This is a genomic window from Algibacter pacificus, assembly GCF_008033385.1.
GTDB lineage: Bacteria > Bacteroidota > Bacteroidia > Flavobacteriales > Flavobacteriaceae > Algibacter > Algibacter pacificus.
On record NZ_VOGY01000001.1, the window covers coordinates 383,922 to 407,628 of the forward strand.

The 23,707-nt window shown below is 34.1% G+C and carries 14 protein-coding genes; 3 read left to right on the plus strand and 11 right to left on the minus strand.

The window, feature by feature from the left end; genetic code table 11:
• The first annotated feature begins 2 nt into the window (after positions 1–2).
• The 3 genes from FQU21_RS02160 (at position 3) to FQU21_RS02170 (ending at position 4,540) form a co-directional block, all read left to right on the plus strand.
• A complete protein-coding gene (locus FQU21_RS02160; RefSeq protein WP_147676381.1) occupies positions 3–1,193 on the plus strand; it encodes a glycosyltransferase family 2 protein in 1,191 nt (396 codons plus the stop codon).
• 58 nt (positions 1,194–1,251) lie between these two features.
• The gene (locus tag FQU21_RS02165; RefSeq protein ID WP_246124723.1) at positions 1,252–2,292 is read left to right on the plus strand and encodes a YncE family protein; all 1,041 of its coding nucleotides are present in this window, start codon (positions 1,252–1,254) and stop codon (positions 2,290–2,292) included.
• Positions 2,293–2,536: 244 nt separating this feature from the next.
• Positions 2,537–4,540: an LruC domain-containing protein gene (locus FQU21_RS02170; RefSeq protein ID WP_147676383.1), complete on the plus strand. Its 2,004-nt coding sequence runs from the start codon at positions 2,537–2,539 to the stop codon at positions 4,538–4,540.
• Positions 4,541–4,660: 120 nt separating this feature from the next.
• Here the strand turns inward: FQU21_RS02170 and FQU21_RS02175 are convergent, their stop codons facing one another.
• The 11 genes from FQU21_RS02175 to FQU21_RS02225 form a co-directional block, all read right to left on the minus strand.
• Complete coding sequence (locus FQU21_RS02175; protein WP_147676384.1) at positions 4,661–5,992, minus strand: ATP-binding protein; 1,332 nt, start codon at positions 5,990–5,992, stop codon at positions 4,661–4,663.
• Positions 5,992–6,813 (minus strand): N-acetylmuramidase domain-containing protein, encoded by an 822-nt coding sequence (locus tag FQU21_RS02180; RefSeq protein WP_147676385.1) that lies wholly within the window; start codon positions 6,811–6,813, stop codon positions 5,992–5,994. Before FQU21_RS02180 ends, FQU21_RS02175 begins: the two co-directional genes overlap by 1 nt.
• Positions 6,814–6,857: 44 nt before the next feature.
• Positions 6,858–7,376 (minus strand): hypothetical protein, encoded by a 519-nt coding sequence (locus tag FQU21_RS02185; protein ID WP_147676386.1) that lies wholly within the window; start codon positions 7,374–7,376, stop codon positions 6,858–6,860.
• 36 nt (positions 7,377–7,412) lie between these two features.
• Positions 7,413–8,381 carry a tetratricopeptide repeat protein gene (locus FQU21_RS02190; RefSeq protein WP_147676387.1) on the minus strand — a complete coding sequence of 323 codons (969 nt, stop codon included), beginning with the start codon at positions 8,379–8,381 and terminating at the stop codon, positions 7,413–7,415.
• 11 nt (positions 8,382–8,392) lie between these two features.
• Positions 8,393–12,214, minus strand: a complete 3,822-nt coding sequence (locus FQU21_RS02195) for an eCIS core domain-containing protein (protein ID WP_147676388.1) — start codon at positions 12,212–12,214, stop codon at positions 8,393–8,395.
• A gap of 14 nt (positions 12,215–12,228) precedes the next feature.
• Positions 12,229–12,783 carry a hypothetical protein gene (locus FQU21_RS02200; protein WP_147676389.1) on the minus strand — a complete coding sequence of 185 codons (555 nt, stop codon included), beginning with the start codon at positions 12,781–12,783 and terminating at the stop codon, positions 12,229–12,231.
• Positions 12,784–12,799: 16 nt separating this feature from the next.
• Positions 12,800–13,135 (minus strand): hypothetical protein, encoded by a 336-nt coding sequence (locus FQU21_RS02205; RefSeq protein WP_147676390.1) that lies wholly within the window; start codon positions 13,133–13,135, stop codon positions 12,800–12,802.
• Between the two features lie 62 nt (positions 13,136–13,197).
• A complete protein-coding gene (locus tag FQU21_RS02210) occupies positions 13,198–14,823 on the minus strand; it encodes a contractile injection system tape measure protein (protein ID WP_147676391.1) in 1,626 nt (541 codons plus the stop codon).
• Between the two features lie 366 nt (positions 14,824–15,189).
• On the minus strand, positions 15,190–17,964 hold the full coding sequence (locus tag FQU21_RS02215; RefSeq protein ID WP_147676392.1) for a hypothetical protein: 2,775 nt from the start codon (positions 17,962–17,964) through the stop codon (positions 15,190–15,192).
• Between the two features lie 10 nt (positions 17,965–17,974).
• Entirely contained in the window at positions 17,975–20,608 is a 2,634-nt protein-coding gene (locus tag FQU21_RS02220; protein WP_147676393.1) for a hypothetical protein, read from the minus strand.
• Positions 20,593–23,706 (minus strand): baseplate J/gp47 family protein, encoded by a 3,114-nt coding sequence (locus FQU21_RS02225; RefSeq protein ID WP_147676394.1) that lies wholly within the window; start codon positions 23,704–23,706, stop codon positions 20,593–20,595. Before FQU21_RS02225 ends, FQU21_RS02220 begins: the two co-directional genes overlap by 16 nt.
• Between the last annotated feature and the right edge of the window lies 1 nt (position 23,707).

The window sequence follows — 23,707 nt, forward strand, 5'->3', positions numbered from 1 at the left end:
TTATGATTGCATTAAAAATTATATTCTGGTTGCTATTATTTATCATTGTATATACATACGTTGGTTACGGTATTTTATTATATATCATTATTAAAATTAGACGCGCTTTTAATATTGGTAATAAAGTGAAAATCGATTCAACTTACGAGCCAGAAGTCACACTATTTATAGCCGCTTATAATGAAAAAGATTATGTAGCAGCAAAAATGAAAAATACATTAGCGCTCGAATATCCGAAGGAGAAATTAAATATTATTTGGGTTACTGATGGTTCGGATGATGGTACGCCAGATTTATTACAAGGCTACCCCAATACAACCGTACATCATTTAGAAGCCAGAAATGGTAAAATTGGTGCGATGAATAGAGGTATGGATTTTGTAAAAACGCCAATTGTTATTTTTAGTGATGCCAATACAAATCTCGGTAAAGAATCGATAAGACGAATTGTTAATTTATTTGGGAATCCAAAAGTAGGTTGTGTTTCAGGAGAAAAACGCATTATAGATAAAGAAAGCGATGTGGCGTCTGGAGCAGGAGAGGGGATATATTGGAAATATGAGTCGGCATTAAAAAAATGGGATGCCGAGTTGTATTCTGTTGTTGGTGCAGCTGGCGAATTATTTGCTATTAGAACCGCATTATATCGCCATGTTGAAAAAGACACTATATTAGATGATTTTATGATTTCATTACGAGTGGCTCAAGATGGCTATACCATTCAATACGACCCCGAAGCATACGCCATAGAATCGGCTTCGGCCAATGTTAAAGAAGAATTAAAACGGAAAATAAGAATTTCTGCTGGGGGTATTCAATCTGTAATACGCTTACGTTCATTATTAAATATATTTAAATACGGAACACTTTCTTTTCAATATATATCTCATCGTGTATTGCGTTGGACATTAACGCCGCTTAGCTTATTACTCTTAATTCCTGTTTCGTTTGTATTGGCTTATAATGAAGGCCTTTTAAATTTCGGGGTTTATTCCATATTGTTTTGGCTCCAAATGCTTTTTTATATTGCCGCTCTAACTGGTTGGTTTTTAGAAAATAAATCGATAAAAATAAAATTATTATTTGTTCCCTATTATTTTTTCATTATGAATTTATCTGTAGTGTTAGGCTTTTTTAGGTATATGAAAAAGTCGCAATCGGTAAATTGGGAACGATCTAAACGCGCTAGTTAATCCTAATAAGATAGCGGCATCATGTTTAAGAATTACGTCATTTATTTTCACGATTTTTATGAAGCGTTTAAAATATAGTTTAATAGCTTTTATAGTACTAGGTTTAGTAGTACAACTTTTTATTTTTAAGGTTAGATTACCATCTTACTCCATACAAACTAGTGGTAAACTATATATTGTAAACAAAGTTAGTGAAGATGTACAGGTTTTTGATTTGTTTTCAGGCAAAGAAATAGCCAAAATTCCCATTGATATGCTTTCGCATGAAGCGGTAATTACTAAAAATCAAAATAGCATGGTACTTACTAATTATGAGCTTAATGAAGGTAACATTGTTAAAGTTATAAATACAAAAACTAATAAACTTCAAAAAACAATAGCTTTAAAAGAAAATATAAAAGCAAATGGCATTACAGCTTATCCAGAACCCAATAAAGTGGCTGTTATAGATTATGTTCGTGACACTTTTTTTGTGCTTAACATCCAAACCGATAGTATTGAAAAACAAATTGAAACCAAACAAAAAAAGAGTCATCTTGTCGTTATGCATCCCACGATACCAATGGCTTATGTTACCAATGTAAATTCGAGTTCGGTGAGTGTTATTGATTTAAAAATGAATAAGGTCGTTAAAATTATTCCTTGCGGGTTGGGAAGAAAAGGAATTGATATCACCCCTGATGGATCGGAACTATGGGTTTCTAATGTTAAAGAGCGTTCCATTACTATAATAAATACTTCAACTTATGATGTTGTAGATACTTTAACAACCGGCCATGAGCCTTTAAAACTTAAATTCTCAATCGATGGTAAGTATTGTTTACTGGCTAATGCGCATGATGGTACCATTTATGTCTATAATCAGCAATCTAAACAGAAATTAAAATCAATAATGCTTCATGGTAAAAACACATTATTAGAACGGATATTGTATCATACACCTAGACCCGTTAATATTTTAATGCATCCCAACGGATTGTATGCCTTTGTGTCTAATTCTAATGCAAATAAAATAGAAGTTATTGATATGAAAACCTTTAAAGTTGTTAGTACCATTGGTACAGGAAAGGTGCCAGATGCCATGGCATTTGTAGAATAATCATTTTTGTTAATCTTTAGATATATTCCATTCATCTATAGTTAAATTGAAATCAACTAAAACCAAAGGATTAACAAGAAATGTAAGATTACCTTTATCAAATAAAAAGTTTAAATACTTTTAAATTAATAAATAATTAGAACATATTTAAATTAGACTATTAATTCTTTTAAAACAAATAATTGCGTAAATTAAAAGCTCATATTTAAGCCTTTAGAAACAAAAACCAAAACCCCTAAATACTATGAATCACCAAATAAATAAGTTTTTAACCCTTAGTTTAGCTCTCATGATGTTAACAAGCTGTAGTTTTTCAGAACCAGATGCAGATGAGAATATTATTATTGAAGAAGAAACAGGACCTATATTAGTTATACCCGATGGGTTCGATTTTAGCACATCGCACGATGTAACAATTAATATTGTAGATAATTCAAGTTATGCTAAATATGATGTCTATGCCTATACAGATGAATTATACGATGCGGGAACAGAAACTTATGAAAATGAAGAAGGAGAAACGGTAACAGAAACGGTTTACAAATCCGAGGTTTTAGATCAATTAATTTTTAGTGGTGTTGTAAATAATGGAACAATAACACAAACTGTTAATTTACCTAAATTTTATAATAAGGTTTACATTCGTAGAAATGAAAATCTTAACTTTTCTTCATCTATTGAAGATATTGTAAATCAAGAAGTGACTTTCAATGTTTCGCAAGCTAAAACCTCAGCAAAATCTAATGCTACTGCAAGTGTAACCGATTATTTATACTGTGTAAATGGTTCTGGTCAATTATTTCAAGTAGATCCCTTAACCGGGGAGCTTACAGATTTATCTACTATGCCAATGGGAAGTTGGACCTGTGCCATTGATCAAGAAAATAAAGTGTTATATTCTATAGGTAGAAGTAGTCCATTTCCTTTAATGAAATACTCTATTGTTAATGATGAGTGGTCTACAATTGCAAACTTAGGCATAGGAGGTCCAAGATTGGATTTTAATACCGCCGATGGTTTATTGTATTTTTCTAATCTAGATAAGCTTTACACGTTTAATCCTTCTACAGGTGCTAAATTAAACACCTGGAAAATTATTGGGCTTCATAACACAGGAGGTGGTGATTTGGCTTTTGCCGATGATGGTACGCTATATTTATGTTCTTTTTCTGGTTTGTATAAATTAGATTTAGATTCTAATAACGATTACCAAAGTACTAGAATAAGTGCCGATAACTTACCGTTTAAACCAACATCTATGACTTTTGATTCTAAAGAAGAATTGTGGTTAGCAGATAATTCAAGTAGTTCAGATTTAATTATCATGGATACGCAAACTGGAGGTTGGAAATATAATTATGGAGCAAGTGCTAAAAATGGTACAAGTTTTAGAAGAACAATAAACGATTTAACCACATTTAGAGTCTATTCCGATGTAATCGATGAAACTGATACCGATGGCGATGGTATTTTAGATCAAGATGATGCGTTTCCAGATGATGCCGAGGCTGCTTTCGAGTCCTTTACGCCAAGTAAATATGGAAAAGGAACCATTGCTTTTGAAGATTTATGGCCTTCAACTGGCGATTATGATTTTAATGATGCTGCCTTAAGTTACCAAGCTATTGCTATATTAAATGCCGATAACTTAGCGGTAAGATTAGATTTTATATGTAATATTAAAGCCAATGGTGCAGGGAATACTAACGGTATTGGATTTGAAATTGAAGGTTTAAAACCTTCGCTAATTGAAAGTGTCTCTGGTGCGGTTTATACACATAACTATATCGAATTAAATGCAAATGGCACCGAAGCAAATCAGGATAATGCCGTGATTATTTTAGCAGATGATGTTGACAATATATTAAATGAAACAACTATTTCGGTTACATTTGTAGAACCTATAAGCACTGCAGATTTAGGGGTTGCACCATTTAATCCGTTTATTATTGTTAATAAAGATAGAGAAAAAGAAATTCATTTGCCATATAGAAACCTTACTAGTTTAGGAAAGCAAAGTGACGATTTTGAGGGAGTTAATAAAGATGGCGATGGTAACTTTATTTCAGAGAATGGATTTCCTTGGGCAATAAGTATTATTCATGATTTTAAAGTTCCAAAAGAAAAAATAGATGTTACCGATGCTTATAATTTCTTTATAAACTGGGCTGAATCTGGTGGTGTAGATTATCAAGATTGGTATAAAGATAATACAGGATATAGAAACGAAAACTTAATTGATAACTAAGTTAATAGTTTTAAATAGTGACACGGTAAAAGTTCCTAAAGTAATGTAACTTTCTAGTGTTAAAGCATAAAAAAACCTTACAAATTAATATTTGCAAGGTTTTTTTATGCTTTATTCTAATTAAAATAATTTATTTTCTTTAAGATATTCCTTTTTTATTCCTTCAATAAGTAAATCATAATGAAGAGTATTTGTATTTAAACTAAGCACTTTTATACTACAATATTGTATAATGTTAATAATGTTAGACCCAGTAACTTCATACTTTTCGGCAATATCAGCAAGGTCTATTTTGGGGTCCAAATAAAGTTGTTCGGGTAAATTTGTTTTCCACATTAAATAACGTTCTTTTCCAGTAGGCAATTGAAATTCGCAAATAGATTGAAACCGTCTCATAAAAGCTTCATCTATATTGTCTTTAAAATTGGTTGCGAGTATAACCAATCCGGGGTGCGATTCTACACGTTGAAGTAAATATGAAACTTCTTGATTGGCGAATTTATCGTTAGAACTTTGAACATTAGTGCGTTTTCCGAAAATAGCATCAGCTTCATCAAAAAACAGAATCCAATTTTTATGAGCCGCTTTGTCAAATAAATTGGACAAATTTTTCTCGGTTTCACCTATGTATTTTGAAACAACGGTGCTCAAGTCTATTCTATAAACATCTTTACCCGTGTATTTTCCGAGTAAAGCGGCTGTTAAAGTTTTTCCTGTACCGGGTGGACCATGAAAAATAGTACGATAACCAGCTTTTACCCGATTTTTCATGCCCCATGCTTCTAAGAAAATATTATTGTATTTAAGCCATATTTCTAACTCTTTTATTTCGCTAATCGTTTTGGTGTTCAAAATTAAATCGTCCCAAGATAATTCGGTATCGAGTTTTTCGGCTGGAAATTGAGCACTCATTTTTGGTGGAGGAATGCTGCCTATCGTTACTAAATATAAAGTTTCAGGATACAATAAAATTTTGCCACTTAGCAGTGGTTCTCCCGAAGGCATAGTTTCTAAATAAAGGATTCTATGGGTTTCAAACCTAGAGGCCTTGGTAAAAAAGCGCATACAATCTATTCGGTTTTCAATATGGTTTCCGGCAATAATAAATTGAACGGTTTCTCCCGTTGGAAGAATGCCACGGTGCTGTTTTCCTTTTACGCCTCCAAATTGCGGTAAGTCGGTTCCAGAGGGATAACTTTCAGCAATACAATTTAGAAAGAAATCGGGTAAAATATGAGGCGTTAAGGCCAATAAAAAGATAATAGTTTCTATTGTAGATAACTCCATATTAGTAATAAATTGGGCGGTTACCGATTTATCTAAATCCTTTAAAGAAAGTTTTGGTGCGTAGGTTATTATATCACCATCAGGGTTTTTAATGCGCCAAGAAATGACTTCTTTTAGAAAAGAAAAAAGTATATTAAGCTCTGTGTTTACCGTTGTTTTGTCCATTATTTATATTTGTTGTACGCACTTAATAGTTTGGTATCATATTTATTCTGTTTATATCCCGAACCGTTATATCCTCTTGCAAAAGAAGCCCAGTCTTTGGCTCGTAAATGTCTGGTTAAATTATTGGCTTCACAAAATTTCCCAAAGACTTCCAAATGCGCTTTTTCGTGTGTATAAAAATAAGCCACAAAACTATCTACACTTGGAAATCCTAAACTTTCAAAATGGAAGCCCATAATTTGAAAAGCACCATAAGAAGCAGATGCATAAGCGGCATCGTGAACTTCGTCTAAATCGCTCATTCCTGCTGCTTTTTCTAGACGATCATATTCTTGTTTTCCACCATCGTAATACTTCTTAGACCAAGATGGATAGAGTACGTTTTTGGTTCTGTCGTTTACAAAATCGTTTGGGTTAAGCCCTCTTTTTACAAGTTCTTTCCAGAAAATATGTCCTTCGAATAAAATTCTAGGACGACCGTCGAGCAAGAATCCTTTTCCGTTACTTTCAATTTCGTTTACGGCTTTTACCGCAGCGAGTTCTAAATGGTATTTAGTTGAAAAATCAATAAGATCTTGCTCCGACATAAATTTATCATTAAAACTAGTGATTTGGTTTTGAGCTTCTATAAGTTTCGACCAGGTTTTCGGGCCAACTACACCATCAATAACCAAATTGTTTATCTTCTGAAAGTCCTTGACAGCCTCATCTATGTCTTTTCCAAAGTATGTAGAAACGTAAACCTCGTATCCAAGACTTACCAATATTTCGGCAAGAAGATGTACTTCTTCACCTGTTGAGCGGTATTTAAGTGTTTTCATGATTTTTGATTTTTATTAATTAAGCAATATTATGTGCTTCAAGTTTATCTAACTTTGGAGCTCTTTTTTTTGATTTGTATCCGTAGGCCATCAGAACTCTGCCATAGATGAAGTTCACTATATCCTATTTGATATAGCAGTCTTTCCTTTCCATTTCGTAAACTTTTCTTTATTGGTTTTCCAAATTTCATAATAAGCCCTTTTATCAAATCGTGAACAAACACTTTATGAGCTTCGGCATCTTCACCAGTATCAAAATAGACTATATGTAATTTTAATATCGATACCGGTTTATTGTTAAAAGCCCAAATTAAAAATGAAAGCTTATTGAAGTCTACTGTGCCCTTAGTAGGGTGATTAATGGAGGCATAATAGTATAAGGTTTGCTGTTGTTCTTTTTCTAGGTTTTTAGAATTCGGGATTCCTAAAATTATAGGGACATCTGATATCATTATTCCGGGGTATACTCCCAAAAAGTTATATCCGGTATCTTCCTGATAGGTTAGGTTTTCAATTATAAAATTCTTGAGATGATCCAGATGCTGTATGTCTTTAATCCACATATTATAAAATTTTAATATTTATCTGTTTATTTTAGATTAAGATATTTTTGTTAAAAGTATCTCAGCTTTTGAAGCATAAGGATGATTTTCTAATTTTAATTTATTAAGTATTTTAATTACTGTCGATTTGCTTTTATTCATTTCTAGAAGTACAATAGCTTTGTAAAATTGGGCTTTGTAATTTGTTTCATCATACTGAAGAACTTTTTCAAATTCTGAAAGCGCTTCATCATTATAATGTTTTGACATTAAAGTGATAGCCTTGTCTATTCTAACCTTATGGTTATACTCATTTAATTTAAGAATAGCATCCCATTGAAAAATGGCTTCATTAAATTCAGATAATGCTAAATGAATTGTAGCTAGTAAAGCTCGAAAATCTTCTTGGTTTGGTTGTATTGCTAAACTTTTCATTATGGATGATTTTGCCCATCCAAAATTTTTGGTGTTGAGGTGAATTAAGGCAGAATAATACCAAATTAATTCTTGATGTTTTTCATAATGGGAAGCCTCATCGAGCACAGCAAGTGCATTTTTATATTCACCTAATTTTATATAAGCTTTTGCTAATTGAATTCTGAAATAGTTATCATTATCCAATTGTTGAATGATATATTTCCAGGTTTTAACAGACTTACGAAACTCTTTTTTGTATTGATATAGCGTTGCTAAGCTTTTCCATGCCATTATGGAGTTAGGGTTTAATTCTATACTTTTTTGGTAGCTGGTTTCCGCTTCATTTTGTTTGTTTTGGTTGGCATAAGCATGTCCTAAATTTAGCATATAAGTGGCTTTTTCTTTCTTTGAAAAGGCTGCCTTAAAATTTTTTTCAGCTTGTTTAAATTTTTTTTCTTGAAGGTAAATCATGCCCAAATTATTTAATGTGGTGGGATAGTTTGGGGAGATATTTAGAGCTTGTTTATACTTTAATTTTGCCTCTTTAAATTTTCCAATTAAAAAGAGCTCCGCTCCTTCATTATTTAATTGTTCCACTTGTTTTTTCATAGATACTGTTTTTAAAAAATATCATCTTTAACATCTCTGGCTAGTCCTGTGGCCATGTTGCCAATGTCTAATTCAGGATAAATAACATCAATATCGTCAAAGGACATATCAAATGGTTCTCCTTCACGATAATGAACAGGGAATATAATTCCGAATTGAATATCTGGACCCCAAGAGAAGGAGGCTAAGTTATATCGCCAGGTTTCGGAAATTGAAACTAACCATAAGTCTAAACTAGCTCTAGCAAAGGCATTGATATCGAAAGTGAATTTAGGATTAACTGTAATTCGTCCGGTGGCATCAATTGCTAATCCTGTTTGTGGACTCCAATTTACATCAACTTCAGCTGCTGCTTCCCCTTCTAAACCTAAAGCTCCAGCTATTTCTATTCCACCTGTTAAACTAGCTACACCAACACTTAGACCTAAACCGAGATCACCTCTTAACGTTAGTCCGGCATCGGCTGGAATTGCAAATTCGCCATGTCCAGTAATTGTTGTTTCATCTTCTCGGTCTGGGTTGTAAGTAACATCGGCATATAAATCGCGTAATTGCCCTGGGCCAAACCCGGCAGAGAAGTCTAGACCGCCTGTAATTCTAGCAACGAGACCTAAACTTCGTGGGCCGAGTGGAATGGCAAAAATTGGGATTTCAATGGCTGGCATGTTAAACAAATTGCGTTCTATTGATTTTCTGTCAAAAACATCAACGCTATCTGGTAGACCTATTCTACCTGTTACTTCAATTTCTCCGTTAGGCAAGAAATTGATACCCGCGGTTGCTTCTAACCATGGCGTAAGGGTTAATGTAAGGCTACCACCACCATAAACACGCATGGTATCGTCGGGATCTCCAGATGGTTGTCCATCTTCTCCAATTGCACGATTTGTAGTTCCTACGTTTACTGTACCGCTAAGCATTCCACGAGCATAAGCAGCAGAGCCTTCAATGGTTAGTGCTCCATTGTCGTAGGTTATCGTAAGTGCAGTATTAACTCCAGGAATAGCTGGTTGAGCCGTACCAGACACCATAATATTATAGCCTTCTTCTCCATTTTCTTTCGAGATTGTTGCAGAAACACTTCCTCCACTTATACCAGGAATATCATTTTTTAATTGGAATTCTCCACCAATAGAAAAACCTTCTTCGCCGTAAACGACATTCATTGTTCCGCTTTCAATACCCGGAATGTCTAATTCAGCTTCTCCACTTGCAGTAAATGTATTTTCAGAATAGGACGCGGTAATCGTGGCGTTTTTTACACCTTGAATTTTTCCTTGAGGAATTCCAATGGTACCACCTATAGTCCAGATATTATTGCTGTAATCCATGTTAATTTCAGCGGGGTCAAATAATTCAGAATCAAAATTGAAAGCACCTTCTAGAGCGAATCCATTTTCTGTAGATGCGGCGGCTTCTATGTGTCCTTCTCCTACGTTATTTATTCCAAAATCAACTCGTCCAGTAAGCGCTAATCCATCGGTTCCAAATGAAACTTCTAGTGTAGCCTGATTAATTGCAAATGGAGAGGGGAAATTAAATTCTTGGGCCGTAAATAGTTTTCGCATACGAATTCCATCACCATCTATTACAATGTCAATATCTGCATCGGCTATGAGTGGTACGGTTGGAAGTACTTTCCCTATACCGATAAACCCATTTTCAGTAAGTTCTAATTGGTCTATTCGAATAGGGCTCATACCTGGTAGTCGTAAACTTTGAAATGCCCCACGTAGCATTCTTTGTTTTGTCGCTTCTCCATCCAAGTGGAAAATGTAAGTACCATCAACTTTGCGCAACGGCCATGTCATATCAGGATATGCCGCAGTAACTTCTGAATTTTGTCTTTGTCCAGATTTGTAGGCTTCAACTCGCATTTCACCACCTTGTTCATTAAAAGTAGGACGACTCAATAATTTGGCTCTAGGAAAAATATTAACAGGGTATTCACTGTCGTTTTCTGAAATATTAATTCTTTTACCACCCGATGGGGATATAAATAAAGCTGGATCGTCTTCGGTACCCATAGCTCTCATTTCATCTCCCGTAAGGGCTTCCAATTTATTCAAATGAGCTCCTTGAGATATGTCTTGATGAGACCAAAACCTATCGGGCATTCCAGACTGAGTTAGTAGATCAAAATCGAAATCCATAAAAGAAATGGCATGTTGTCGAAATGCGCCTGCATATTGATTTGCTCTACCAGGTCTACTTGGTAATTGAGGGCGTTCTGTTCTACCAGTATGCTGGTAGTATGGAGAGGCAAATACATCATAAGCCTCTTTAATTTTTCGATTTATTTCCCAAGCGATAGAAGACCCAGAACTCCCATTGGCTGAGGCTTCTAATAGCTCAAAATTACTTATTTCATCTTCGCCTCCTAATTGATGTTCTACAATATGATCAATTTGAAAAGTGGTAGGGTTATTATTTTCGTCCCAAGTAGGTATTTTAGCAATTTCCAATAGTTGCGTCCTAGTGCCAAAAATAATTAGTTCTGGATCTCGGGTACCTTTGTAAAAATAAATTTTGTTTTCTTCGTTTTGCGCTCTACTATAACCTCCAGTTCTGTTAGCTTCGGATATTTTTAGGTTTAATTTTTGTTCAGCACTAGGCCCTATAACGTCGTTCCATTTTTCAGCTTGGTTGGTGTTTCGAGCGGTTGTTGGCATTATTATTGGCCTAGTGAATTGGTTTTCATGGCGAGCTTTAAAGTCAGAAATGCTTATAGTAGGCAACATTAATTCATTGTTGGTATCATTATAAATATAAACCAAACTATTTTTCGTAAAGCTGTATTCTCCTTGGCTTTCTTCTATAGGTGTTACCCCTGTTGGTGGTGCTACTTCTGGAGTTAAAGGATCATCAGAATTGTTTTCTTCATCTTTTTGAACCAACTTCCGTTGAATCGACGCCCCTTGTTGCACCGTATGCGTTAGCTCGTGGGCTAATAAATGTTTTCCCGAGTTACTGGTTGGGTTGTATTTACCTTCATTAAAATAGATGTCGTTACCGTTTGTAAATGCTTGTGCACCTAATTGCTTATTCATTTGCACCGCATTACTATCATTATGTACGCGAACACCGCTAAAATCGGTTCCAAAACCCGATTCCATTTCGTTCTTAGTATTTTGAGGTAGTGGGCTTCCGCCTCCTTTAGAATTCGATAGATTGCTTTCTAATGTAGAGCTGTCATCGCCGCCGGACATTTGCACTTTTTGTACCTCTGTATCTTCTTCCGATTGTTCCTGAATGTCTTCGTCTTCTTTTTTCTGAATGTCTTCGGGAAATTGCTGGATATTTGAGTTTAATGCTGGAAAAGCGTTTGTGTTATCTGTTGATGAAATACTTTCTTTTTGCTGAACCGATTCGTCTTTTTCGCAAGTATCACAGGCGGTTTGAATTTGTTCTTCTTCTGAAACTTCTTGTACATCTTCAAAAGGTAATTTTTGAATTTGTTTTTCTTCCGCTTCGCAATCCTCGCATTTTTCTTGAAGCTCTTCGCTTTCTTGAAGTTGTACCACAGGCGTAAGGGTTTCTGCTAGTGGTTTTTCTTGAATTTGTTCTGGCGCTTCCTTAATCTGCTCCTCATTTTCTGATACTTTTTGCACTGAAGGTTTTGGAGTCGGAGGGAAGAAGCTGTTATTTCCAAAATAGTTCCCAGCTTCATTCGATTTAGACACTATTTTGTCTGCAGTAGCATCGGCTTCTTTTTCATATTTATCATTAGGTTTTCCTACCGAAAGTTTTGCTTGAACACCAAAATAATGATCGCCATGACTTTGAGAAGTATGGGAATTTGTACTTGGGTTATGTTTTGCAAAAGCTCTCATGATGATATTTTGGTTTAACAATTAGGAGGGGTTACAGCATAAGTTTTCCAGATTTTAATATTCTTTGCTAAATTGTCTTTTTCTGAAGCACATTTTGACTCTTTTAATAGTTTTTCGGCTATTTCAACCGTTTTTTTGTAAGCCTCTTGTTCATCTTTTTTACAATCTGAAGCTAAGCCACCGCTATGTTTTTGTTTACAATGATTATATTCTTCTGTACTGTTGGAGTTGGAGAATATATTGTTTGCGACTTCATCATCTAAACATTTTTTAAAAGCTTTACAATTGGTTTTTGCATTTTTAACATGTACTTGTTCGTGAGCCATTGTTGCTTCATAAAGACAAGGGTTCGATTTTTTTAAACCTTTAGCCAACGCTAGCGTTTTTACTTTTGGAATTCCTGTTCCCACGTGGCGTACATCCTTTTGCATAAGATAATTCATCCTATCATCTGGATGAATATCGACATCGCAAACTGTTTGAAACCCATTACCCAAGCGCGGCGGGAAAAAGGTGCCTGTATCACTTTTTTCTACGTTATGATTTTTCTTTTTTTTATGTCGTTTCATTATTTACAGTTTTAAACTATTCCCGATCTTCTTCCTTAGCTTGTATGGAGTCTTCTTCTTGTGGCATCCCTTGTTTTTGAACCGCTTCTTCTTCCGCAGCCAATGTTTGTTTTTGAATTGGGGTTATGGCATCTATTAACGGTTTTTGTTGCATCTCTTCTTCTGTAGCATCCTTTTTTTGGACGTTGGCATTCTCTGCAGAATTCACTACCGTATCGGCCATTTTATCTGCTTCTATTTCATAAGCATCACCGGGTTTACCAACTGCTAATTTGTTTTGCACACCAGGAAAAAAGGTTCCCGACTCTACTTTGTTCGTGTTTGTATCTGGTCTTTTTTTTCTTCGTTTCATAATTAAAATTATTTTATGCGACTTGGTTTAACCAACGGGTTTTATTTTTTTATTCTATAATTTTACCATTCTATAAATGTTATATTGGTAATCCATGGTAAATTAATGACGCTTAATCCCCATGGTAAGCGTTCTAGTAAAATATCATGCGCTTGGCGTTGTACATATATTTTATTACTGTCTTTTTCTTTTGTCAGCTTGCCTTCACGCATTAGAAATCCACTTCGCAAGGTATCTGTATTGCTTGTTTTTAATGCGCTCCAATGGTTTATTACGGATTCTAGCAAACTGTTACATTCTTCTTTTTGTTTTAAAGACAGTTTTTGTAATCTGTTTATGGGCCTATTTAAAGGGATTCCGCATAGAAATTTTTCGAATGTAAGTTCGTATTCATAAGGCGATTCATTCTTTGTAGCTAAAAAATGAAGGACCTGTGTGGCTTCGTGAATTTTATCTGTGCGTATGTGTTTTTCTCCTTTGATATAGAAACCGAGTGTTTTAAATAGTTGAGGTAAAAACGGGTGAAGGATAACCAGTCCTGCTTTTTGAATGAGTAGTTCTGTAGTTTTGTTTTTTTGATTTAAACGGTCTTTTTCTACTTGGTGCTCTTCGTTAAAAGACGATGTATTAACGTTATAATCTTCTTTTATAATGTTTGATTTTGATATAGTATCGTTGGGTAGATTAATATCTCTTTTAATAGCTAAGTTTTCTTGATTAGTGCTTAGTGTATTTTCTTTATGATAATAACAGGAGATAAAAGGGGAGCTCAAATTGTTTTTTCCGAAGCTTAAGTTTTGCTTTAAAACCTCTTTAATATTAGTGTTTTTATTGATGGTAAAAATTATTTTTTCGGAACCATTTTCAGAAATAGAAATAGGGGTTTTAGTTAGAATAACTATATAATTAACTAAGTTTATTAGGCTGTTAATTTGCCTTTTTTCAATAATAAAATAATTTGCTTTTTTATTGCTTTCTAACTTTAAAATGTTGGCAATGACCCCATGAATATTAGCTAAGAGGTTTGGGTTGGATTTATTAAATACAATGGTAAATAACAGCGACCAAAAGGTGTAATTTTGTTGGTTTAAAATTTTATTTTTAACCGTTTCATTCAAAGTATAATCTGGATTGATATTTATACTAAAAGCGACTAAAAAAAGCGCTTCAATTTCAGTGAAACTAAATTGATAAATCACTCGTTTTTGCACTCGTGGTTTACTTAATAAATGCACTAATTTTTGATGGTACTGTTTTTTGTTTTTGAAGCTGTTTATGACTTCAATATCAAAAAAATCTACTGAATGATACCACCAAGGAAGTTGTCCGTTTTCAATAAAAAATAAAAGCGCGTTTATGGTTTTTTCTTCTTTAGAAAAACTAAGGTCTACTGTTTGTTTTTTATCGGATATTTTAGACCTTAAACTGCTATCTAACTTGCTTTTAATTATAGATTTAAAGTCGTTGTAATTATTGCTGTTTACATCAATTTCTATAGTGTCTATTTCAATAAAATGATGGTCTATTTCCTGAGCATATTTTTTTAAAAGCGCTTCAATTTCTGGGTATATTTCTTCTTTTATAAACAGGTCAATAGTATCTTTTATTTGCATAGCTTTAGTCACCGAGTTCGTGTTGACCTCAACTTGCAATTTTTTTATGATATTTTTTGACTGAATATTTTTCATTTTCGTTTTTATGTTGTATTTTTATCAAACAAATTCAGAGATGAATTACTGGGTTTAAGTTCAAGTAGATTGACGTGTAAAAGTAAAACTAAGCGATTGTATAAAAGCAAATGTAAAGTAATACAAAGACAAAGAAGTTTCAGTAATAGGACCCATTGGATATCATTCGTTATGTACAGATTATGCGACTGATATCCTTTTTTTATGGCCAATTTTGACGGTTTTATTTTTTCTTCGTATAATATGTCTTTAAAATTTTTAAGCACACGATATTCACCCTTTAAAAAAACAAAGGTTAGAGGTGTTGGAAAAGATGTGCTATGGTTAGCTTTCATTATTTTAAATTTTCACTATTATATTTCACTATTAACGGAGTCTAAATGCATTAATACCTGTTGGTTTTGCAGCAAAATAGATATCTGCAATTTTTTTGTATCGTTCTAAAAACTCATCGAAAGCAGGAATGTATTCTTGATTTTCTATATAAATGGACATTTTTGTAACTCCTGTTTCGTTGTGTAAAAATTTGCGGAGGTTGATAAATAGTACAATATCGTCGTGGGTGTTTTTAATATTTCGTTTTCTATGGTTAAGCATAAAATCGTTAACCCATGTGCCATTTACCCAATCGCCGTCAATATGGAATATTAAGTCTTTATCTTCCACAACACTTTGGAAATGTCCCATCATATCCGGAAGGATGCTGTGTTCTAAAGCTGTAGATAGTGCTTCTCTGTCTTTTATCATTCTTGTAAAACCAGCTTCTTTTAATACACTATTATTAATGAGACTGTCGGTTAATTGCGACCATCTTTCCCATTTTTTATCATAAGTTCCATAGTCATCATCTTTATTTACCGGCGCGATGTCTTTGTGTAATTGTTCGTAAAAATCAGGCTTATAGGCTTTAAGATTGCGGCAACGCATGGCATCTGCTCTAAATACTTTGTTATTTCTAAACATTCCGGTATTACTATAAGTATAGGTGGCATTATTTACACCCATAGTGTTTTCGCGAAGTCTAATAGTAAAGGTGTCTTCCTTAGCTCGTGTAATTACAAATCGTTTTTGGCTTTCATTAAAATCGAATACGACGCCTTTGTCAAATAATTTATTTAAGGCATCTGTTATAGCATGCATACGTCTTACAAAGATGTTTTGCAGCGGAATTCTAAGTGTTGTGGTTCCGTTTAGAATTCGTGTGCCATTTATTTTGTATTCAATAATTTGTAAAATATATTCTTTCGGCATTGCTTTATGAGAACTTTGTGTGCCTAATAAGCTTCGCGATAGGTTGTTTATATATTTTAAAGAACTAATCCACGGGAAGGTACATTCTACCAAGGAACAACAGGAATCTCTGTTAGTTGCTGCTTGAATTTTGTATGAAAGACTAAAGTCTGCCACAATAATATCCGAAAAATTTTGCCGTGTATCGGTATCTAATTCAGGGTCACCATCAACGGGAACAGTGTCTAAAATGATTTCTCGAGAAGTTGATAATAGAACTAAAGTTCCGCCTTTTTCTACGCCACCTTTATGTGTTAAAGATGGATGTTCTCTAACAAAAGCGGCAAACTCTTTTTGGTTTTCTATAATATCGAATATCACATAATCGAAATCGAGCCCTTTGTCTTTTTTTAGACCGTCAATCGTACTTTTTGTTGAAAGTAAATCGCTTCCCTGATGGCCTTCAATTCTATAAAAATCGGTGCCATTGATTTCAAAATCTAATGGTGTTTTTGCCCAACCTAATAAAAGCCCTGTATGGTAGCTTAGGTTGTAATTCTGTTTATAGTTTTTAGTTTTATCGAAATCCCAACTTTTTAAAAGGTTTTCAGTAAGATTAAAATAGGCGGGAATGGCTTTTTTACCTAAACTTCCACAAAGTGAAGACGGTGTAATTACAGTGTTTTGGGTATTATTTAAGTTAAAGTTAGCGAGCATAAGTTGTACTCTTTTAACCAAAGTTTGAACTTTTATTATCAAGTTTTCGTTTTCTGAATTTGCTGGAGCAGGATAGAACTCATGACGCAATTCCGGATAAGCAGCGTGGGAGGTTAAAGCACCTAAAAGTAAATGTTTTGGAAATGCATGAATATCTGGGCAGCAATCGGATTTTAGTTGCAATAGCAAATCGGCTATTTCATTAAAATTATCACTTATGTTTTTTGTAAGCGCATAGCGGTATTGAATGCGGTTGTTGTTTGAAAAATTATCGAGATTATTAATCCCATTTATAATTGAATTTTGAACGGTATTGCTAATATTTAATAGGTCTGAAAACCCTTCAAATAAGCTAGAATATGCGCTATCTAAGTTAACTTTGGCATTGGTGATTTTTGTTTTGTATGCCGTTGCTAGTTTTGAATATGTCGATATATTATTGCTAGCTCCGGCATCTGGATTTAGTATAACTCGTTGAACAGCCGTTCTTGGAAGAGCAATAATAGCTTCATAAATATTATGTTTGTTATAGATGCTATCATCTGTATTTACTGCGTTTTCAACATCATCTTTATCTATTAACAGCGCTTTTATGTTTTGGATGTTGGGTTGCCCTTGGTTGTCGCAATTTGAGGATGAACATATAGATTCATCTTCTAAATAACTTTCTATATAAAGTACAACCACTTTGTTTTGAAGTTGTTCTTCTGTAAGTTGTAGTGCATCGTCATTATTAACGACATCGAAATCTGGTATTAATTCAATTAAATTAATAACCGTATTATCTGTTCTAAAACGATCGTATTTTGCGTTTTCGTCTAAAAACTCTTTGTAATGGGTGTATGTTATTTGGGATAATAATGTGCTTATATCTTTAAAAGTACCGGTGGTGTTCGATATAAAAAATGCGTTGGTTTCTTCATCGGTTTCTTCCGCTACGGGTATTAGTTTTTGAAGTTTTATTAGGTCGCCATCGGTAGTAATTCCGCAACCTTGATCTATGGTAATCGCAGGTTCTTCGACGTTAAAATCTACTTTAAACCCACAGGTAAGTCCAACACCTGTTATGCAAATTCTGGATAATCGATCTTGTTCATCGAAGTATTCTATAAACTCGTTTAGTTTTCCCGAAGTAAGCACTTGGTCGTCTACAAACGAGCTATATTGTGGTGTTATTTGTGATAGTTTTTTCATAACGTATGCATTAAAGTTTACCCAAATTTGTTCTACCTAGAATAATATCTTGTTGTTCTTCATCACTTTCGCAGTTATGAAGTCTTCCCTGTGAATATATAGTATGTAAGGTGTTTACTATGGTGTTAAGACGTTTCATTTCGTTAATGGGTTGATCTTGTTCCATGTTTGTTTTGTTTAATAGCCAATCTTTATAGGCTTCTTCTAGTTCTACCATTTCATTTTGTTCGCCTTTAGTATCATAACTTTTAGGGTAGCCAATCCAGCAAATTTTTGCAAGTATATGAGCGGGCAGTTCGTTTTGAATGAGGTTTTCTAAATAGCGTCTAAAATCGACGTTAGAGTAGCGCTCGGTCCATCCGGGAAGGACTATAGACACCCGAAAAGAGTAGGGGTCTATACTTTCGCAACTATCACAGTTATTGGTACAAATTGGAAAAAAATGATTGGTTTCCGACGGTTCTAACACGTTAGGGCGAAGTAAAATATGTTCTATCACGTACATGCCCTCGTTTGGTATCAAGGTGTTTATAAAACTTGCTGCAGCAGCAATGGCTTTTTCAGCAGCAGCTTTGGTTTTAAAACTTGGAATACGTCTGGCAATAACATGGCGTTCATCTTCAACATCTGGATAGTTCGGATTTGTTAAATTGAAATAGAAACGCCCAGATTTATTTGTTTTTATCTCATAGTGTTCTTCAAATCTTCCAAAGTTTTTTACGTTTAGAATTTCAGCATACAAGGTTGTTAATGTGTGATAATGCTTGCTTGAAGAAGTGAGTATAATTTTTGAATTTGATTTTATACGAAAACGGTATTCAATTCTATCATCGGTATCAATTTCTTCGTATAATTCAAGAGGATCATCCGAGAAATTTCTTCTTGAAAAATCGGGATTACCTGTTAATAATGCAATTCGTTTTTGAAATGCCGATACGTTGTTTGTATCCCATAAATTTTCGGGAAGTTGATTGTAATAATTAAAGCTTAACGGGCGTTCGCAGCCTATAGTTTCATAAGATTGAAGAAAGCGTTCTTTAGTTTTTATAACTTCTTCATCTTTATTATTGCTGTAAAGTTGTTTCATTAAAAACGCGTATTCACTGAAGTTTTCAGCAAACCTTGCTAATAGGTGATTCAAGATATCGTTTCTTCTTTTGATACGATTATCAAGTTTTGTATTGGTGGTGAATAGCAATGCAGAGAGCGCTTCATCGGTGTTATAATTATTTGAAACGAGTTCATCTCGGTTCTTAATATCATCAACTAATTGTGTGAAATATGTCGTCTTTAATTGGCCTTGAATTGAAAATAAATCTTTTACTTTTTCTATATGAGCCATATACGTTGCCAAAATTTGATCGAAAAACAGTAAGTAGGCTTTTAGTTGTTTGGCTTTTGCTTTTTCAGCAGTGGTAGCGTTGGCTTTACTACCGGTTTCTCCAATAGCGTAAACATCAGGAAAATCGTTCTGAATGGTGGTATAGGCACCAGTATCTAAATAATCACCTTTTGGTAAGTCTAATTTTTTACTTTGAGAGGCAATAAAATTGGTGTCGCTTTTTATGGCATCGGCTAGTTCTTCACTATAAATAGCGACTTGTTCTTTATCAATATTAAGCGGTAAAAAACCTTTAAAATAGCTGAATGCACTTTTAGAGCATAACACCGGTTTTTTGTTTTCAGTAATACAAATATTCCAGCCTGCATTTTCTAGTTTTTTACCTGTACAGTGGTTAATTGAGATATCGCGAATAACATCGACACCTTCTATTTTTTGAATAATATTAATGATATCACTTAAACGCACTTCTTTTGTTAGGGTTGTGGCTTGTAGTTCTGCAGTATCAATAAAACCGTTTTTTAATAACGGACCGTTAAAAATAGTATCGCTGCTATAGCCTTTATCTAGCATTTCTTTTAGAGAATAAAAGCGTATTTCTGGCGATAAATAGTGTTCTATAGCCTGTAAAACTAGGGCGTGAACTTTTTCTTCATCGGCATCTGGAAGGACTTCTATTTGTGCACAAACCGCTATGGGAAATGGTTTTACTTCTTCTATTTCAATAAGGTCTTCGCAAAGGTTTCTATGCGTGTGGTATGTTTTTCTAACCTCAAGAATAGCGGTGTCTAAATCCATTTCAGCCTGCGGGTCTAGTTCAATTAAAACATCATAAAGGCCATTGAGTTTAAATGCTTTTTGTTTGTTGGGTTCAATTTCAAAAGGTTGGTAGGCTAGTGCGTCTGTTTTGCAATTCACATAAACCGTTTTGCAATGTTTTTTTAACCAAGCGTTTTTAATACCCGGAAGGTCTATAAATAATTTTCTATAATCGTTTTCTGTTACCGGTTTTGTGGGCAGTGCTTTATCGGCGGTTAAAAATTGCTCACTTAAAAAAGAAGGATTGTCCTGTTCTGCAAGTAATTTTTCTAGAGGTAAATTAATACGTGCACCAAGATCCGTAATGGCATAACATAAAGCTTCCAGAATAGTGATTCCAGGATCGTGTGCGTTGTAGTCCGTCCATAATCCACCACCCAGAGCTTCGATGTATGAGATGCCTTGTTTTTTTAAAAACTCGAAATCTAAATCATCTAAGCTAGCAGTGCTCTTAACTATAGTATCTGTTATGTTGGAAGACATGCGTTTTTAGTTAGGGGGTTATTGGTTTCACAATTAGATTTTATAGCCGTAACGCTGTGTTTTTTAGCCGATACTAAAATGGCTTTTGCGCTAGAGGGTTTAATATTGGTTTTTTCTATACCAGAACTTTCAGGTTTTTTTAGATGAAGCAATACCACGCTATCTAAATAATCGACATAGTCTAAATGTTCTAAATAGGCTATTAGTTTACTGCGATGAAAGGTCACTCCAAATCTTAATTTTGAAGTTTCCTTATAAGCCCAAGGCGATAGGTATTTCTTGATATCTTCTTCTAATTGGTTGATGTAAAAGAATTCGTCGTAACCCGTATTAAACTTAACGTTTAAAGTGACTTTTATCTCTTCGTAATCTGGGTTTATTACCTGTGCTTCAACAAATAGTGTGTTTAAAGCATTAATATAGTTCTGTATCTCGTTTCGTTTTGCGGTGCTTAATCTAGGTTGAAAAATATCATAAGCATTTTGGTTTACTGTATCTGGCACTACTACAATGGCCACGTGGCCAGCAGCATTAAAATTATTATTTAAGGTATGTGGTAAGCATTTAACTTTATAAACCTCTTTAAATTCTTCTAAAATAAGGTGCTCATAATCCCATAAATTGATGGCTCGATCTTTATGACGAAGACGTTCACTTACTCTTTGGTAATAAGCTGGACTAGTTTCTTCGGGCGTGCCACCAAAACTTCCAAAGGGTTGGTTTATATTTTTTATGTGTGCATTGCGCTCTGTGAGTTTACTAATGGTTCCGGCGGGAATACCATTTTCTAAGTGCGATAAATCGTTACCATTGTCTTTAAATGTGGCCGTTATGACTTGCGCTTTTATGTCTATAAATTTGCAAACGGCATCGAAACTCTTATCACTTTTAGCTCGTAGCCATACTTTTCCGGGAGGCAAAAGTGTGTGTGTTTTAGTGGCTTCATTAGGAATAATAACACTAACAATTCCTGTTTTTAGAAAATTATCTGTGGTATTCCCCAATAAATAATTACTACCTAAATCCATCCAAAGATCGCCACTAAGCACCGACCATTTTATTTTTTCATTTCCAACAAAAGATTCTGCTAAAGGATTTTCTGTGCCTTCTAGGAGTTGAAATAATATTTGCACTTGTTGAAGTGGTTGTGTGTTTTCTAAGCCAATATAAAGCTCCCCGCCTTTGGTGTAGTTAGGTACAAGCGTGTTGTTATTTTTGGTTTGGCCAAAAGGATGCTCCTGAAAGAGTTGTATGGGCGCTAATTCCGATTGATTAGTTGAATTTTTTAAATCTAATACTTGATTGGCCATATAAGAAAAATATAGTTTTTCCAAAAGCGGTGTATATGGCTCATTGGGTAAAAGCGTATCCTCTTGGTTTGTTAAGGCTAAAGCATAAACTTGCGGGAAAATTTTATGTAAAAAGGATTGATTTAACGCGATTTTTAAAGGACCTTTTTTCGAAGTTTCGAAAGGGCTTTTATAATCTATTTTAAGTCCAAACTTAAATTGATCTCCATTTTTGGTAAAAAGTATTTTACTAGCATCTACAATAGTATCCGTTTTTAAGGTGACTTTACTGTTGAAATAATTGTTTCCATCAACATAGATATTGTTTGGTGTGTCGCTGGACGGTGTTTTTATCCCCAATGTATTTGGGGTAGCCGATTTATACAATAAATTATGATATAATAAGGGCGTTAAATTTCTATTGGTATCGTTTTTACGATAGGCTAAATAATGATTTTTGAAATCTAAAGGCGTATTTAACCAGAGTCCTTTTAGTTCAATTGACGACCATTGTTTGGAAAAAGCTTCGGGATAATCAATAGTAAAGCTAGAGTTTTTTATAGGTTGTGTTCCAAAAGGATAAAAAGGCTTATCTGCTTTTATGTCTCCTAAATCATTACTTAATTGAAGTAATTCTGCTTCGGCAACTGATACCTCTATGTCTATTTTAATTAAATTTTTATTTCTTAATTGCGTGTATAAGTTATAACCATCACTATAAGTTGGTGTTTGGGTTTGAATTAAAAAGCGGAATACAGGTTGGTTGGTGTTAAAGTTTTCGCCGTGAATGGATTTTGAGTAATTGGTAATGGCACCTTCATTTTTATCAATAGAAATATATACTTGAAAAGTGTTGTTTTCTATAGCTGTAATAAAGGCGTCTTTCTTTATTGTTGAAAGTTTAAAAGGACCCAACCAGCCTTTTTCTCCAGTTGCGTAAACCTCAATAACGCTGGATAATTGTTGGGCAGTAAATTTTTCGAACGGCTGTTTTCCTGTAAATTTAATTAAAACATCGCGCTTGCCTTCTTGTAAATTAAGCGTAGGTGATGCTACAGCAAATCCAAGTTTTGGCGTGTTTAAAATAGCAGCCGGATTGTAATGCTTTGGGTAACCAAAAGGTAGCCATTGTGGGGTTTCTTTAAACGGTTCACCATTTCCATCAAGAGAATTTACAGCGGGTGCTGCGTATATACCATTTACTTCAGATGGTTTTTGTTTTAGGTGGTGATAAACACTTTTTAAATCGGAAATCTGTGCTTTATTAATAACCACTTCTTTATCTGTGGCATATTGTAATCGTTTACCATTGTTGTCTTTACCAGCTTCTAATAATTTATTTTTATCAATTTTTGTTTCTGAAATGTTTTTGGCTATTTCAAATATTAAATGAACATGATCGGCTACGGGTGCTTTTTTATCAATTTGTAAAATTTCACTATAATAAAAATCCAGATGTCTTTTAGTGATACCGTTAAATCTACTTTTTGTAGTTTCTAATAGTTTTAAAAAACAGATGAAAAGGGTAAGGTGAGGAGTTAAATTATTAGTCGATTCAATATCAGAAAGAAATTTTTTGATAGCATTTTTTTCTACAAAGAACTGTTGCCAATTATTTACAGCATGCGTATCATTTTCTACCCCGAAATAGCGGACTTCTTTGGCAAAAGCATGAGCAAACTCCATCCATTCAGCAATTGAAAAATCATTTAATTTGAAATTTTCTGGTGCTAATGCTGCTAAGTCACGCTCTACTTGTCCCGTGCCCCCGTGATTTAAAAGAAAGGTATGTTCGTTTTTTTTAGCCATA